General features: G+C 35.0%; 17 protein-coding genes. All 17 read right to left on the reverse strand.

Annotated elements, in window-relative coordinates; translation table 11 throughout:
- Window positions 1–16: 16 nt before the first annotated feature.
- A complete protein-coding gene (locus LB465_RS11980; RefSeq protein ID WP_224470102.1) occupies window positions 17–283 on the reverse strand; it encodes a GIY-YIG nuclease family protein in 267 nt (88 codons plus the stop codon).
- A gap of 13 nt (window positions 284–296) precedes the next feature.
- The gene (locus LB465_RS11985; protein ID WP_224470103.1) at window positions 297–461 is read right to left on the reverse strand and encodes a four helix bundle protein; all 165 of its coding nucleotides are present in this window, start codon (window positions 459–461) and stop codon (window positions 297–299) included.
- A 107-nt stretch (window positions 462–568) separates the two neighbouring features.
- A complete protein-coding gene (locus LB465_RS11990; RefSeq protein ID WP_224470104.1) occupies window positions 569–1,855 on the reverse strand; it encodes a nucleotide sugar dehydrogenase in 1,287 nt (428 codons plus the stop codon).
- A 51-nt stretch (window positions 1,856–1,906) separates the two neighbouring features.
- Window positions 1,907–3,052, reverse strand: coding sequence for a dTDP-4-amino-4,6-dideoxygalactose transaminase (rffA, locus tag LB465_RS11995; RefSeq protein WP_224470105.1), 1,146 nt, complete (start codon window positions 3,050–3,052; stop codon window positions 1,907–1,909).
- Window positions 3,053–3,058: 6 nt separating this feature from the next.
- Entirely contained in the window at window positions 3,059–3,766 is a 708-nt protein-coding gene (locus LB465_RS12000) for a GNAT family N-acetyltransferase (RefSeq protein WP_224470106.1), read from the reverse strand.
- A gap of 25 nt (window positions 3,767–3,791) precedes the next feature.
- Window positions 3,792–4,784, reverse strand: a complete 993-nt coding sequence (locus LB465_RS12005) for an SDR family oxidoreductase (RefSeq protein WP_224470107.1) — start codon at window positions 4,782–4,784, stop codon at window positions 3,792–3,794.
- A 402-nt stretch (window positions 4,785–5,186) separates the two neighbouring features.
- Complete coding sequence (locus tag LB465_RS12010; RefSeq protein WP_224470108.1) at window positions 5,187–6,443, reverse strand: sulfate adenylyltransferase subunit 1; 1,257 nt, start codon at window positions 6,441–6,443, stop codon at window positions 5,187–5,189.
- Between the two features lie 59 nt (window positions 6,444–6,502).
- Window positions 6,503–7,408, reverse strand: coding sequence for a sulfate adenylyltransferase subunit CysD (gene cysD, locus LB465_RS12015; protein ID WP_224470109.1), 906 nt, complete (start codon window positions 7,406–7,408; stop codon window positions 6,503–6,505).
- Window position 7,409: 1 nt separating this feature from the next.
- Complete coding sequence (cysC, locus tag LB465_RS12020; protein ID WP_224470110.1) at window positions 7,410–8,003, reverse strand: adenylyl-sulfate kinase; 594 nt, start codon at window positions 8,001–8,003, stop codon at window positions 7,410–7,412.
- A 45-nt stretch (window positions 8,004–8,048) separates the two neighbouring features.
- Entirely contained in the window at window positions 8,049–8,144 is a 96-nt protein-coding gene (locus LB465_RS18500; protein WP_224470111.1) for a DUF2061 domain-containing protein, read from the reverse strand.
- An 83-nt stretch (window positions 8,145–8,227) separates the two neighbouring features.
- Window positions 8,228–9,052, reverse strand: a complete 825-nt coding sequence (gene cysQ, locus LB465_RS12030; protein ID WP_224470112.1) for a 3'(2'),5'-bisphosphate nucleotidase CysQ — start codon at window positions 9,050–9,052, stop codon at window positions 8,228–8,230.
- A gap of 239 nt (window positions 9,053–9,291) precedes the next feature.
- Window positions 9,292–10,212, reverse strand: a complete 921-nt coding sequence (locus LB465_RS12035) for a DUF1574 domain-containing protein (protein WP_224470113.1) — start codon at window positions 10,210–10,212, stop codon at window positions 9,292–9,294.
- A gap of 3 nt (window positions 10,213–10,215) precedes the next feature.
- On the reverse strand, window positions 10,216–11,667 hold the full coding sequence (locus LB465_RS12040) for an MBOAT family O-acyltransferase (RefSeq protein WP_224470114.1): 1,452 nt from the start codon (window positions 11,665–11,667) through the stop codon (window positions 10,216–10,218).
- A gap of 320 nt (window positions 11,668–11,987) precedes the next feature.
- On the reverse strand, window positions 11,988–12,860 hold the full coding sequence (gene rfbA, locus LB465_RS12045; protein ID WP_224470115.1) for a glucose-1-phosphate thymidylyltransferase RfbA: 873 nt from the start codon (window positions 12,858–12,860) through the stop codon (window positions 11,988–11,990).
- Window positions 12,857–13,591, reverse strand: a complete 735-nt coding sequence (locus tag LB465_RS12050; RefSeq protein ID WP_224470116.1) for a hypothetical protein — start codon at window positions 13,589–13,591, stop codon at window positions 12,857–12,859. The genes rfbA and LB465_RS12050 overlap by 4 nt, the downstream gene beginning before the upstream one ends.
- Window position 13,592: 1 nt before the next feature.
- The gene (rfbB, locus tag LB465_RS12055; protein ID WP_224470117.1) at window positions 13,593–14,651 is read right to left on the reverse strand and encodes a dTDP-glucose 4,6-dehydratase; all 1,059 of its coding nucleotides are present in this window, start codon (window positions 14,649–14,651) and stop codon (window positions 13,593–13,595) included.
- An 85-nt stretch (window positions 14,652–14,736) separates the two neighbouring features.
- Window positions 14,737–15,744 carry a LacI family DNA-binding transcriptional regulator gene (locus LB465_RS12060; protein WP_224470118.1) on the reverse strand — a complete coding sequence of 336 codons (1,008 nt, stop codon included), beginning with the start codon at window positions 15,742–15,744 and terminating at the stop codon, window positions 14,737–14,739.
- Between the last annotated feature and the right edge of the window lie 29 nt (window positions 15,745–15,773).

Raw genomic sequence — 15,773 nt, forward strand, 5'->3', positions numbered from 1 at the left:
ATTTCTTGCAGCTCCTTTAACCCTGTGTAATTATTTCTTCGAAATTAATACGATTCTTTAAATATCGTTTACCATAGGTAGTCTTTAAATATTTCTCTCTTTTCAAAGCACTACTTTGGTTTAAACATGCTCCATAATAAACTAATTTTAATGGTCTCCTATTTTTAGTTGAAACCACATTCCCCTTATTATGTTGCGCTATTCTTAAATCTAAATCTGATGTATAGCCTGTATACATTTTTTTATCTTTTAAACTGAATAAAACATAAGTATAAAAAAACATTATCAAAATTTTATTACACAGGGCAAGCTATATTTGACGGAATTGAAACTGCAGCTCTTCTAATTTGACTCGTCAGTCCGAATTTTTCAGCATCCGGAAAACTCCGACTTGTTTCGTAAACATCAACAACTAAATCAATGCTGGTTTTGTAAACGGTTAAATCTCTGTGTGATTTCATTATATTAAAATTTAAAGGTTACATGGCAAAATTCCATCACACATTACTACTTCTCAAAGACACAGCTTTAATTCATCACACCGTCACTCCATCACAAGGTCACAGCTTCACAACTTTTTATCACACCTATCGCCAAGCACTCCCTTTACATCATAAACAACGGTATTCCCGCTTTTTAATTGATCAAGATCCATTTCCAAAAACTCTTTATGAGCTACAGCCAGAACAACCGCGTCAAACTTTTCTTTTGGAAGTTCTTTACTTGTTTTTAAACCATATTCGTGCTTTACCTCTTCAGGGTTAGCAAGTGGGTCGTAAATGGTCACATTAGTCCCATATTCCTTTAGATTCTTAATAACATCTACCACCTTGGTATTTCTAACATCGGGACAATTTTCTTTAAAGGTAATTCCCAATACAAGAATATTTGCATTTTTAACCTTCTGGTCATTTTGCAACATTAATTTAACTACTTCTGAAGCGACATATTGCCCCATAGAGTCGTTCATTCTTCTACCTGCGAGAATAATTTCCGGATGATAACCTATTTCCTGGGCCTTCTGAGCTAAATAATAAGGATCTACGCCAATACAATGCCCACCGACCAGTCCGGGTTTAAAAGGAAGGAAATTCCATTTTGTTCCTGCAGCTTCTAAAACATCCTGGGTATCTATCCCCATCATATTAAAGATCTTGGCCAATTCATTTACGAAAGCGATATTAATATCCCTTTGTGAATTTTCAATAACCTTAGCGGCTTCAGCTACTTTTATGGTAGGAGCCAGATGCGTACCGGCAGTAATTACTTCGGCATAAAGATCATTTACCTTTTCACCAATTTCCGGAGTTGAACCCGCGGTAACTTTTAAAATTTTATCTACCGTATGTTCTTTATCTCCCGGGTTGATACGCTCGGGAGAATATCCCACAAAGAAATCTTCGTTGAATACAAGACCACTATTTTTTTCCAGTACAGGTACGCATTCATCTTCAGTTACACCGGGATAAACAGTCGATTCGTAAATTACTATATCTCCTTTTTTCAGGACTTTAGCAACGGTTTCGCTACTTTTATAAAGCGGAGTAAGATCTGGCCGGTTATTTTTATCAACTGGAGTTGGAACTGTAATAATGTAATAATTACAATCTGCTATATCTTCAAGATCGGCGGAACAAAACAAGCCTTTCCCATTTTTTAATGCTTCCTTCGAAACTAAAGCTGATTGCAGGACGTCATCTTCCACTTCTAAAGTAGAGTCGTGACCACTCATTAATTCTTTAATCCTTGCCTGGTTTATATCAAATCCAACAACGGGATATTTGGTAGCAAATAACCTTGCCAGTGGTAATCCTACATATCCTAAGCCTATTATGGCAATTTTTTTATTATCCATTATTCAATTTAAAAAAACAAAACTAATATTATTTACAAGTTATTATTAATCTTAAACTTTAAAGTTTTTACCCAAAGTTTCTTTAATAGTTTTAATAATGTGTTTAATTTCTGCCGAAGTCAAATCTGGATAAAGAGGTAAACGCACCAGGCGGGAAGCCAAATCTTCAGTTAAGGGCAAATCCTCTTTAATATATCCCAACTTCAATCCCATTTTAGAAGAATGCAGGGGGATATAACTAGTATAAGCTGAAATCCCTTCTATTTCCATTTTATCCACAAATAATTCCCTTCTTTCATTAGAATTAAAAATCAACCAAAAGCAATGATAATTACTCACTTTATCCTCTTCTAAATGTTGAATTGTGAAGTAGCCATTATCCTCATACTTTTTTAATTCATTAAGATAAAGGTCATAAATAGATTTTCTTTTCTGTTTAATTTCCTCTTCCTCCTCTAACTGAGCAAGTAACATACCAGCTAAAATATCGGACAGAAGATAACTGGAACCTTTTTCTATCCAGGAATATTTGCTTTGTAAACCTTTAATAACTTTATTGCGATCGGTACCTTTTTCCATGATGTAACTAGCTCGCTCCCGCCATTCAGTTTTATTCACCACTATAGCACCACCTTCCCCACAACTAAAATTTTTGGTATCATGAAAGCTATAACAGGCTATATGAGCTCTCTTACCACTTATCTCTCCCTTATACATTGAACCGTAAGATTGAGCACAGTCCTGCATCACGATAAGATCATGTTTTTTAGCTATCTGCATAATTTCCTCAATGTCGCAAGGAACGCCGGCATAATCAATAGGAATGATCATTTTAGTTTTTGAGGTTATTAATTCCTCTATGCGATTTACATCAATATTCATGTCTGAAGCCCTTACTTCACAAAATACTGGTTTAGCTCCAAATATTAAAACAGCATTTGCTGTAGAACTAAAAGTAAATGAAGGCATAATAACTTCGTCTCCAGGTTGAATGTTAGCGAGTAAAGCTCCCATCTCTAGAGCTGCTGTACAGGAAGGGGTAAGAAAAACACCCTGCAAATTATATTTTTGTTTAAAAAGATCTTTAACACGCTTATTAAAAGTGTAATTTCCCGCTTGGCGGCCAGAAGATAAAGCTTCAGACATGTAAGAAATTTCTTTCCCGGTAATATAAGGTAAATTGAATGGTATCTTCATATTAGCCTAAATAGATTTTCTCCATAAATGATTAATATTGAAACCCCTTTCGCACTTAATACCAAAACGTTCGTAAACTTTTAAGGCCTTTAAATTTCTGGATTGGGTACTACTTTTTAAAACTGAACAATTTCTTTCTATTAAATAAGACTCAATAGCTTCCATTAACAAAAAAGATATTCCTTTACCTTCACTTTTAGCGTCAACCCCCATAAGTGGAATAATTCCCTCTCCATTATTCCTAAATCTAATTGTCGCAAAACCCTTAACTTCATCATCATCTTGATACACTAAAACAGCATCTGCTCCAATATGCTTAACTGATTTATCCAACCAAATATCATAAAGTTCATATACTTTGGAATTCGGGATTTTATCATCAAAATAAAATCTACTCCTTCGAGCTATACGCTTCAACAAATTTCGCATCTCAGTAGTAGGAATTGTCTGATCAAAAAACTTCACTTTGGGATGGAATTCCTTTTTTAATTTTAATTCCTTAGAAAGCTCTACAATTTCATCGATTTTAAGAACAGTATAGTATTCTGATTCCGAAACATCAAAATTGGAATTAAAATAAATCAACTCAACCTCTTCCTTATGAAGTTGCGATAATATTTTTTGATAATGTTCATCAGATATATTAGAAGCTATTTTCGCTACTTTAAATCCAAAAAATTCAGAATCCCATTCTAATATTTCAAAATCTTTCATAATAGACGATAGCCAAAACCCATTACTAAAGATTCTCCCAATACCAGGCCACTGCCTCCTTTAACCCATCATCAATGCGGTGGCTTGGTTCATATCCCAATAAACTTTTAGCTTTTTCTACTGAAGCTAAAGAATGTGGAATATCCCCGGCTCTATTCGGTCCGTGCCCTACTTCTACATGCTCAATTTTCGGGTCAAACTCAGAAAGGTGCTTTTTTAGTAATTGTGTAAGTTCCACTAAGTTGGTTCTATCACCAACAGCGGTATTATAGACCTCATTAACTGCTTCTTTATTTTCCGTGGTCAGGGCACGTAAATTCATTTGAATTACATTATCGATATAAGTAAAGTCACGGGAATAAGTGCCATCACCATTAATCAACGGACTTTCATGCTTCATAAACTGCATTACAAATTTTGGAATTACCGCAGCATAAGCTCCATTTGGATCTTGTTTTCTACCGAAAACATTAAAATATCTTAGTCCTATAGTATCCAAGTTATAAGCATCCTGAAAAATATCAGCATATAGCTCATTTACATATTTGGTAATGGCGTAAGGAGAAAGTGGTTTACCGATCTCGTCCTCAACTTTTGGAAGTTTTTCTGAATCACCATAGGTAGAAGAACTGGCTGCATAAACAAATCTTTTCACTCCCGCATCGCGGGCGGCAACCAACATATTAAGAAAACCGGAAATATTGACTTCGTTACTTGTAATAGGATCGGCAAGAGAACGCGGCACGGAACCTAATGCCGCTTCGTGTAATACATAATCCACATTCGCACAGGCTCTATGACAAGTTTCAATATTACGAATATCTCCTTCGATTAGTTGAAAATTCTCGTGATCTCTAAAAGCTTCAAGATTATGCTTGTGCCCGGTAGCAAAATTATCCAGGCAAACAACTTTAGCATTTAAACTAAGTAAAGTTTCACATAAATTGGAGCCAATAAATCCCGCACCGCCGGTTACTAAAATCTTTTTACTTTCTAATTTCTGCTGAAACTCAGTCATTCGAGGGTTTTAAATTAACTTTTTATCGCTGGCAAAGATAGAATTTCTTTATTGGGCTGTTGCTAAAGAAACCTTAAAGCTTTAAAAACGTTAAGAATCATGTTAATTGTAACCAGGTGAATTTTTCTATTTTTACTAGAATCTACAAATATTTCACTTTATCCACAATTGGATCATCAACAACTTAGATCCTGAAATAAATTCAGGATGACGGGCTTTAAAAGCAAAACTTGAAATGAAACCCATGGACTAATAACTACAGACTAATCGGCTGATTTTATTTGTGAATTCGTGGCGGGCCTCCAGCAACCTTCAACATGCCTTGCTTAAAAATAAAAATATTTCAACCATCTGCGAACACAGGCCTGGTAACTAATTAACGAATCACAAATTCACCAACCACTACACCACCATACCAGCAGCAACGGTTTCGTTTGTATTTTCATCAATAAGAATAATACTTCCTGTATTGCGGTTTTCACGGTAAGTATCTAACATCATCCTTCTTGTCGTCCTTATTTTAACCCTAGCAATATCGTTCATAGCTAATTGGGGGTCAGATTTATCTCTTTCAAAAGTATTGATATCCATTTTATAAACCACCTCTTTAATAATTGCCCGCTCTTCATGAGAGGTATGTATAATGGTATACTTTGCCCGGGGCTTAGCTGCCTCATTGGCTAACCAGCATAACATCACATCAAATTCCTGTTCCATTTCTGGCTGATTGTTTTTTCTTACAATCATATCACCCCGACTTACATCAATATCATCTTCAAGGGTCATGGAAATACTCATTGGCGCATAGGCTTCTTTAACCTCCTGCTCTCCGGCATTAATCGATTTGATTTTAGATTGAAATCCTGAAGGTAAAACCGCCACTTCATCACCAACCCGGTAAATTCCGCTGGCTACCCTTCCCGCATACCCACGGTAATCCCTGTTTTCTTCACTTTGGGGTCGCAATACGGTTTGCACCGGAAACCTCGCGTCAATCTTATTAATATCACTACTAATATGTAAAGTTTCAAGGGTGCTTAATAACGTACCGGCCTGGTACCATTCTGTATTTTTTGACCGATTTACTACATTGTCACCCAATAGTGCACTAATAGGGATAAACCGAACATCTTTCATTAAAAGTTTGGAAGAAAATTCTTCAAACTGGGTAACAATATTATTATAAACTTCCTCAGAAAAATCTACCAGATCCATTTTATTAATACACACTATAAGATGTGGAATATTCAACAAAGATGCGATAAAAGAGTGTCTCTTTGTTTGCTCTATCACCCCGTGACGTGCATCAATTAGAATAACCGCGGCATTAGCCGTTGACGCCCCTGTAACCATATTACGGGTGTATTGAATATGTCCCGGGGTATCGGCGATAATAAATTTACGTTTAGGCGTGGTAAAGTAGCGGTAAGCTACATCTATTGTAATTCCCTGCTCCCTTTCATCTTTTAAACCATCGGTAAATAGCGCCAGGTCTACTCCATCGTGCCCTTTTTTAGCACTGGTATTGCTTACCGACTCTAATTGATCTTCAAAAATAGATTTAGAGTCGAATAAAAGTCTACCGATTAAAGTACTTTTCCCATCATCTACACTCCCGGCGGTAGTGAATCTTAGTAATTGATTGTTATTTATTTCCATGTTTTATTCTCTTTGTCTTACAGCGCAGCCATATTTACTCTTGAAACGCGGCGGTCTATTTAAAAGTATCCTTGTTTTTTTCTATCCTCCATCGCCGTTTCACTCCTCTTATCATCAGAGCGATCTCCTCTTTCGGTCTTGCGCATTGCGGCTACTTCCTGAACGATTTTTTCCAGCGTATCTGCATCAGATTCTATTCCGCCGGTAATGGTGATATCACCAAGCGTTCTAAACCTAATTTTTTTCTTTTCTACCTGCTCTCCTTCTTCAAGCTTTAAATATTCAGAAACCGGAATCCAGGAATTACTTCTAAAAACCACTTCCCGCTCGTGTGCAAAATATAAAGAAGGAATACTTATGTTTTCTCTTTTTATATAGTTCCAAACATCCATCTCGGTCCAGTTACTAATAGGAAATGCTCTGAAATGCTCGCCCTCAAAATGTTTTCCATTTAAAAGGTTCCACAGTTCTGGTCGCTGGTTTTTAGGATCCCACTGTCCAAAATCGTCACGATGACTAAAGAAACGCTCTTTGGCGCGTGCTTTTTCTTCATCGCGCCTTCCGCCTCCAATGGCACAGTCTACTTTATTAGTTTCAATCGCATCAAGCAAGGTGGTGATTTGAAGGGCATTTCGGGTTGCATTTTTACCCTTTTCCTCTGCAACACGACCATTGTCTATGGAGTCCTGTACTGAACCTACAATTAACTTTACGCCAAGCTTTTCAACCAAATCGTTTCGGAACTGGATGGTTTCCGGGAAATTATGCCCGGTATCAACATGCATTAATGCAAAGGGGATTTTGCTTGGATAAAAAGCTTTTTTAGCTAAATGCGTCACCAAAATAGAATCTTTTCCTCCCGAAAACAGGATTACCGGATTCTCAAACTGTGCCCAGACTTCCCGTAAAATATAAATCGCTTCCGATTCTAATTCGTCTAAATAATTTAAATAATACTTGCTCATTTTACTTTAATTCAAGTTTCTTTTGAAGCACTTTTAAAATTCTATTCGCTGCTTCTTCCAAATTTTCTTTTTCGGTGTTTATTTCAATATCAGGATTTACCGGTTGTTCGTATGGCGAATCAATTCCCGTAAAATTCTTAATTTCTCTTGCTCTTGCTTTTTTATACAAACCCTTTACATCCCGCTCTTCACAAGTTTCTAAACTCGTGTTTACAAAGATTTCAACAAAATCATCTTTCCCAATAATTTTTTTTACCATATCTCTATTGGCTTGTTGAGGGGAAATAAAAGAAGCCAATACAACTGCGCCAGATGAAACCAAAAGTTTAGAAACTTCAGCAGCTACCCTAAGATTTTCTTCCCTTTCTTTAGCACTAAAATTCAGATCTTTATTTAGTCCCTTTCTTAAACTATCGCCATCTAATACAAAAGTCCTGACTTTCTGTTCAAAAAGTAATTTTTCTACCATATTAGCAAGGGTAGATTTTCCCGAACCTGATAGCCCGGTAAACCATAACACAAATGAATTATGTGCATTCAATTGGTTACGCTCCTCTCTCCCCAGTGAAAAATTAAATGTTGTGATATTATTCATACTATACTCTCTAACTTTTATAGCGTAAAAACGCTAATTATCTTCTTATGATCTTGCAATCAGATCACATTTAGAACCTATTCTTTCGTGAAGATAATATAAAGCCATTTTTATCACAACTTCCAATGAACCTGTTTTCACTTGCTCACTAAGGTTTCAAACTGCCTGTTTGATAGTTAATATTTTAATACAATTCCCTATATCTGGATTTACCCTAATCAAGGTTACTCCAGGTTGGAAACCACAAACGAGTTATTCAACAATTTCTTTCTATTATAAAGCATTTCCTTTCCGGTTCCTTTATCGATCACTATTAAACCTACTGCTTTGCAAATTGCGTGACCGGCTGCGGTATCCCATTCCATAGTAGAGCCTAAACGGGGATAAACATCTATAAGACCTTCTGCCATCAAGCAAAATTTAAGGGAACTTCCCTTCGGAATAACATTTACCTCCTGCTCATATTTCTCTTTAATATCATCTATAAAACCAAGGGTTTCCTTATTGATATGTGATCTACTTCCGGCAACATTTATAGTCTTCTGAACACTACCCGGAAAAATTTCTTCGGCATTATTTATCAAGTCCTCTAATTGACTTTCATTCTCTACAACTACTTTGAAAGATCTTCCGACATTTACATCTCCATAATAAAGCTCTTTACTGACCGGAATATAAATCACTCCGAAAACCGGTCTATTATTTTCTATAAGTGCGATATTTACCGTAAACTCACCACTTTTTTTAATAAACTCCTTGGTACCGTCTAAAGGATCTACAATCCAGCATTTATTCCATTTTTCCCTTTCGGCAAAGCCAATTTCTTCGTTTTCTTCACTGATAATCGGAATTCCAGTAGCCTTCAAAAAATCATTAATTATACTATTTGCCGATTTATCTGCCAGGGTTACCGGCGATTCATCTTCTTTCAGTTCTACCTGAAAATCACCATTTTCATAGACCCTCATTATTTCTATACCAGCCTTTATAGAGGCTTCTAATGCCACAAGAAAATCCTGATGAATCTCATTCTGAACTTCTTTTTTCATACATTTTACTTTTTGGCAATATATAGATACTCCGCAAATATAATATTTACTATTAGTCTATCGAATTAATAGAGTTTTAAATTATATAAAATATATTATACTTTTAAACAGTTCGCTTTAAGGAAGCCTAACAAGGGAAGCGCTGTTAAAATGTATTTAAATCACAAGATTACAGGGGTTAAAATATGAAAGGTCCTTTATCGACAATTAAATGTTTAGATAAAAAAACACATTTTATCTTAAAAGTGTTTTTCGAGTAAAAACTTATTATATAATTCAACACCATTTTGATTCATATGTGAGGTATCGTAGAAATGAATAGAATCATTAATAAATTTTAATTCTTTATAATCATAATAAGGTATATTGTTATTTTGTAAATATTTAAACAATTTATCTCCACTTATATAATTAAATCCACTGTTTCTAGGTGAATGCACTATCAAAATCTTTGCAGATGATTTTTTTAATTTTTCTATTATAGCTGTAAAAGATTCCCATTGTATTCCATTTAATTCCCAATTTTGTTGAAGTTTTCCTTTTTCTTTATTGGTTGTAACTTCTCTTCTTACATAACCTCCAGGGATATATTCATTTTCACCTTTCACAGAAACCTCTTTATCATTCAAAGAATTCGTAAAATGCTCTTTATATACAGCATAAATCAAGGTATTTAAAACCATCAAATTTTTTAATTCTAAAGCCATTTTTAAAGTTCCCCAATTATTATAATCATTGGAAATCAAATCAAATGAAGATTCAACACCATTTGATGAGAACATACCTGGATATATATCCAATATAATATAATCTGGGTTTAAGGAATCTAAATACCTATCGACAAGTATTTCAGTTTGGAGAAAAGTTTGCGAACTGCTACCAAGATTAAAACTATTAAAACCTGCCTCCTTAAATATTCTTGGATCATAATGACGATAAGATCTTGATGAACCTAAAAATAAGACATCTATATTTTTAGTTTCCTTGACTTCCTGAAATCTAGTGTAGGAAAAACCATATGCAAATTTTTCGTAAAAAAGATTTTTATGAAAATAGCTTGGAATCAGCTCTCCATAAATTATTATAGATATGGGGTAGATAAGAATAATTAACCCTATAAATAATAATATCTTTTTTAAAAATTTAATTAAAATTTTCATTTATTAAAATTGGAAGTATATAAAATTAGTTTCAAAAGTAAACATGTATAAACCTATCAAACAAACTAGGCAAATATAAAAGCCCCAACTCAATTTTGGATAGTTGTATATTTTTAACCCCTCTAAAGCAAACCTGTCTTTTCTACCCAACCATTCAATTATAAAAAAAATAAATATTATTGGTATAACTTTAATGGCAAAACCAATTCCCTCATAATAAGGTATACTTAATAAAGATCTCGAAAACATACCATTTAAATAACTTATAGCATGCCCTATATCCTCTGCTCTAAAAAAAACCCAGGCTATTACGGTCAATCCAAAAGTCAGGGACATTTGCCCTAATTCCTTAAAAGAAGGCAGGTAAGAGTTTTGAGCCACAACCTCCATATTTTGGCGATTGCGTTTTGTAAGTAATAATGGTAAAAAATAAACTGCGTTTAAGGCTCCCCAAATTATAAAGGTCCAGTTAGCTCCGTGCCAAAAACCGCTCACGATAAAAATTATAAAAGTGTTTCTTACTTTCATCCAGGTACCTCCCCGGCTTCCTCCAAGTGGAATATATAAATAATCCCTGAACCAGGTTGAAAGCGAAATATGCCATCGTCTCCAAAATTCAGCAATATCCCGGGAAAAATAGGGGAAGGCAAAATTCTGCATTAAGTTGAAACCGAACAATCTGGCTGTTCCAATAGCAATATCTGAATATCCAGAAAAATCTCCATAAATCTGAAAAGTAAAAAATATAGCCCCAAGTAGCAGAGTACTGCCAGACATATCCGCCGAATTTTCAAAAATATGGTTAGCATACACCGCACAGTTATCGGCAATTACAACTTTTTTAAACAAACCCCATAGGATCTGTCGCATTCCATCAACGCCCTGGCTGTATTCAAATTTTCTATTTTTATAGAATTGCGGGAGTAAATTTGTTGCCCGCTCTATAGGTCCGGCTACTAACTGCGGAAAAAAGCTTACAAATGCAGCAAAGGAAATAAAGTCCTTAGCTGGTTCCAGCCGGTTTTTATATACATCTATGGTATAACTCAGGGTCTGGAAAGTATAAAAACTAATCCCCACCGGGAGGATGACGTTCAGTGAATTCGCGTTTAGCTCATATCCCGCTATACTAAAAGCCGACTTAAAATTATCCAGAAAATAATTATAGTATTTAAAAAAACCAAGAAAACCTAAATTAACCAGTATACTTATCCAAAGTAATACTTTTCTGCGGCCGGGAGCTTCGGTCCTACCTAGACTCACCCCAACAAAGTAATCGACTAAGGTACTAAAGAGTATCAGCGATAAAAATCGCCAGTCCCACCACCCATAAAACAAATAACTGGCTGCCGCAACCAAGAGGTTTTGCCATTTCAGGTTATTATTAAAAACAAACCAGTATAGAATAAATACTACCGGCAAGAAAATAGCAAAATCTAAAGAATTAAAAAGCATCTTTTTTTAGTTGGGGCTTAAAAATTAAGGGCAAAAGTAAAGAGGATTTTCGTTTGCAAAACGAAAAGACATAGGGCTCTTTTTAGTTAATGTGTTAATAGTGAATCGTTAATTCGGTCATTAGTGATTGAGCAAATAGATCTAAAGACTAAAATCTACTGACTATTGACCAAATTAATTCGTGGATTCGTGTTTTTACAGTTTCCAGGAATTAAAGTGCCTTTGAATGCACCCTAAACGAAAAACAAGGAAACGAGTACTGAGAACTGTATAACTTACTTGAAATAAAAAACTTAAAACTTGTTTACCTGAATAACAAACTACTTGACCAAATCCAGTAAATACTTTCCATATTCACTTTTGTCAAGATCAGTACCTAATTTTTGTAATTGATCTTTATTGATATATTTTTTACGAAAAGCGATCTCTTCTGGACATGCGATTTTTAATCCCTGTCTTTTTTCTATGGTTTGCACAAAATTAGAAGCTTCTAACATTGAATCATGTGTACCGGTATCGAGCCAGGCATAACCCCTACCCATAATTTCAACTTTTAATTCTCTTCGGCTTAAATATTCCTGGTTAATACTAGTTATCTCCAGTTCTCCCCGGGCACTAGGTTTGCATTGTTTAGCTATTCCTATAACTGAATTCGGGTAAAAGTAAAGTCCGGTCACCGCAAAATGACTTTTAGGTTTCTCCGGTTTTTCTTCGATACTAAGTGCATTACCCGTGTCATCAAAATCTACAACCCCATAACGTTTAGGTTCTTTTACATAATAGCCGAAGACAGTAGCCTGCCCTAATTCTTTGCAGGTTTTAACCGCCTTCTCGAGTAATCCGCTAAAGCCCTGTCCGTAGAAAATATTGTCTCCTAAAACCAGGCATACATCATCATTTTTAATAAAATCTTCACCAATTATAAATGCCTCTGCTAAGCCATTGGGTTTAGGTTGTTCAGCATAAGATAAATCCAATCCCCAGGATTCTCCATCGCCCAGTAGCTTTTGAAAATTATGTAGATCTTCCGGGGTAGAAATAATAAGTATTTCCCTAATGCCTGCTAACATTAAAACTGATAACGGATAGTAAATCATTGGTTTATCATAAACCGCCAGTAATTGTTTTGAAACACTTTTTGTTAGTGGGTACAAGCGTGATCCTGTCCCCCCGGCTAGAATAATTCCTTTCATAGACCCTTTTTTAATACTTTGATTATTTTTTGGTGTATTCTAATTAAGTCATTCTCTTGCTGAGAATTTTGTCGGTTTAATTTAATAACCGGAACTTTATTTTCCTCTAAAAAAATAATCTTTTCCTGAGTTCGATAATCAATTTTCCGTAATAAACTTTCTGTCTCGCTCAGGGAAAGTAATTTAAACCCAGCCATACCTCTTGATTCAAAACTATTGGAATTTTTTAATTCTTTAGCAACCTCAAGAACATCTGCTTCCAAATAGAAAACCAATTTAGGTAAGCAAAACATATGTCGTTTAAAGCTAAGTAAATCATTGTTCCGGAAATAATTATTATGAATAATACCTTCATCCAAGAATACAGGTTTGGAGAGGCCTAGATCTGAATATTGTGAAACTTTAGTTATTAGATTAGAATAAAAAGAAATCAATTTATATCGGAATTCTTCTGGTAGATCCAATGCTTCTACCTCATCTTCGTGCGCTCTAATTAGTGCTTTCCATTTTTCTTTATTATTCAATTTTTGATTTGAAAAAATTTTAGCTTGTAGTAATTTGCTGGCTAATTCAAAATTACCTTGCTTAATATTCTTAATTATTCCGCATCTAACTGTTTGTTCAGGGTACCAGGTTTGCTTAATACGATTATTTATAGAAGTACTTTTTAGATTTTCTAATAAGCTAGTCTTCCCAGCACCTGGTATACCTAAAATCTCAATCCAATCCATATTACGTATACTGCTTTTTATAATATTCCTGATAACTTCCAGAAACTACAGCTTTTATCCATTCTGAATTCTCCAAATACCAATCTATGGTCTTTGCCAAACCTTCCTCAAAAGTCACTGAGGGTTCCCAGCCCAGTTCCTTATTGATTTTACCAGCATCAATTGCATAACGTTTGTCGTGTCCCGGACGGTCTTTTATAAAAGTGATAAGCGTTTCAGATTCACCTTCGTTTTTATCCAATTTTTTGTCCATTATCTCACATAATAGCTTTATTAAATCAATATTCTGCCACTCGTTAAACCCACCTACATTGTAAGTTGATTTTTTGTTGCCTTTATGAAAGATCAGGTCTATCGCTTTGGCATGATCCAGTACATATAACCAATCACGTGTGTATTTTCCGTCGCCATAAACGGGCAAAGCTTTATTTTCTATTATATTATTGATAAATAAAGGAATAAGCTTTTCCGGAAATTGGTTAGGGCCGTAATTATTGGAACAGTTTGAGATCACATAGGGCAAATTATAGGTCTCTCCATAAGCTCTTACAAAATGGTCTGATGCCGCTTTGGAAGCTGAATAGGGTGAATTTGGAGCATAGGAAGTGGTTTCGGTAAAAAATCCTGTTTCTCCTAAGGTTCCGTAAACTTCATCGGTACTAATATGATAAAATAATTTATGCTGCAGATCTTCCTTCCAGATTCCTAACGCGGCTTCCATTAAATTCAGGGTGCCGGTGACATTGGTTTCAACAAATATTTTAGGGTTGGAAATTGATCTATCTACGTGGGATTCCGCGGCAAGATGAATTACGCTATCAAATTTATATTTCCGAAATAGGGCTTTCATTTGATCGGCATCAGTAATATCGGCCTTTAAAAAATGATAATTTGCAGCGTTCTCAATATCCTTTATGTTTTCAAGATTGCCCGCGTAGGTTAATGCATCTAAATTGAATATCTGATAATCGGGATATTTATTTACAAAAAGCCGAACTACATGCGAGCCAATAAATCCGGCGCCACCGGTAATAAGAATATTTCTTTTAGAAGATTTCATTTAGAAAATATAGATTGACTTTCAAAGATAGTTTTTCTGATCACTTTTAAAATAGTATCTAAACTTGATTCTATATCATAAAAACCTAAAAATCTGTAGATTCTAAATGAATCAATTTAGTATTAATCGTTTTATTAATTGGTTGCTTTCCAGCGATACGATTTTCTATTCTATTCACTAACAAATCAACAGCCTCTTCGCCTATTTCCTCTGGAAATTGCTCCACATAACTTATAGACGGTGTTAGAAAGTGAGCAACATCTGCATTCAAAAAACCAATTACTTTTAAATCTTTTGGTATACTAATCTTATTCTCATACGCTAATCTATAAACCATCATTGTACTTACAAAATCGGTACAAAGAACTGCCTCAACCTTATCCTCCACCAGGAGTTTTTGTGTTTTTTCTTTGAGGGTTTCGGGTTTCGAGGAATTCGCTATATAAAAATCGTTTTCATTTTTTAAAGCATTTCTGTACCCAGTAATCCTGAGTTTACCTACACCAAGATGATGTATAGATGTGGCAATCCCTATTTTTTTAATGCCACGGGCTTGCAACATACGCGTTGCTTCTTCCAGACTGTATTCATCGTCTATGCCTATTTTATCTACCGGTAGATCCAAGTTTATTCTATCATATAACACTACCGGAATATCATAATCTACAAGGTTAAAAAGATGCTCATATTCCTTTTTACGCTGCGTTTCTTCTGAAATCGCAATAAGAACCCCATCTACAAAACCAGAGGTTAGCATTTCAGCAATTTGTTGTTCCCTGTCTAATTTTTCATTCGAAATATAAGTAATAACCTGTAAACCAGATTTTTGTGCCCTGGCTTCAATACCTAAAAGTACATTAGCAAAAAACGTGTTTGAAATATTGGGAATAATCACTCCTATAGTTCCGCTTTTACTACTCTTTAAATTAACGGCTACCGGGTTTGGACGGTAATTGTGTAGTTTGGCAAGTTCTTTAACCCGCTCTGCTGTTTTAGGACTAATTTCGGCGCTATCGTGCAAAGCCTTAGAAACCGTAGATACCGAAACATTAAGTAATTTCGCCAGTTCCTTTAAAGTAATTTTGTTTTTCATTTTGCTGAATTCTTAATAATGGAATACTT

This window comes from Salegentibacter lacus, assembly GCF_020164555.1.
In the GTDB taxonomy this organism is placed as follows: Bacteria; Bacteroidota; Bacteroidia; order Flavobacteriales; family Flavobacteriaceae; genus Salegentibacter; species Salegentibacter lacus.

Coding starts and splice junctions, on each gene's coding strand:
- cysD (WP_224470109.1), bottom strand. CDS start 7,408: ATGAGCAAGTATTATTTAAATTATTTAGACGAATTAGAATCGGAAGCG.
- cysQ (WP_224470112.1), bottom strand. CDS start 9,052: ATGAAAAAAGAAGTTCAGAATGAGATTCATCAGGATTTTCTTGTGGCA.
- LB465_RS12060 (WP_224470118.1), bottom strand. CDS start 15,744: ATGAAAAACAAAATTACTTTAAAGGAACTGGCGAAATTACTTAATGTT.
- rffA (WP_224470105.1), bottom strand. CDS start 3,052: ATGAAGATACCATTCAATTTACCTTATATTACCGGGAAAGAAATTTCT.
- LB465_RS11990 (WP_224470104.1), bottom strand. CDS start 1,855: ATGGATAATAAAAAAATTGCCATAATAGGCTTAGGATATGTAGGATTA.
- cysC (WP_224470110.1), bottom strand. CDS start 8,003: ATGAATAATATCACAACATTTAATTTTTCACTGGGGAGAGAGGAGCGT.
- LB465_RS12050 (WP_224470116.1), bottom strand. CDS start 13,591: ATGGATTGGATTGAGATTTTAGGTATACCAGGTGCTGGGAAGACTAGC.
- LB465_RS12035 (WP_224470113.1), bottom strand. CDS start 10,212: ATGAAAATTTTAATTAAATTTTTAAAAAAGATATTATTATTTATAGGG.
- LB465_RS11980 (WP_224470102.1), bottom strand. CDS start 283: ATGTTTTTTTATACTTATGTTTTATTCAGTTTAAAAGATAAAAAAATG.
- LB465_RS12005 (WP_224470107.1), bottom strand. CDS start 4,784: ATGACTGAGTTTCAGCAGAAATTAGAAAGTAAAAAGATTTTAGTAACC.
- LB465_RS11985 (WP_224470103.1), bottom strand. CDS start 461: ATGAAATCACACAGAGATTTAACCGTTTACAAAACCAGCATTGATTTA.
- rfbB (WP_224470117.1), bottom strand. CDS start 14,651: ATGAAATCTTCTAAAAGAAATATTCTTATTACCGGTGGCGCCGGATTT.
- LB465_RS12010 (WP_224470108.1), bottom strand. CDS start 6,443: ATGGAAATAAATAACAATCAATTACTAAGATTCACTACCGCCGGGAGT.
- LB465_RS12040 (WP_224470114.1), bottom strand. CDS start 11,667: ATGCTTTTTAATTCTTTAGATTTTGCTATTTTCTTGCCGGTAGTATTT.
- LB465_RS12000 (WP_224470106.1), bottom strand. CDS start 3,766: ATGAAAGATTTTGAAATATTAGAATGGGATTCTGAATTTTTTGGATTT.
- rfbA (WP_224470115.1), bottom strand. CDS start 12,860: ATGAAAGGAATTATTCTAGCCGGGGGGACAGGATCACGCTTGTACCCA.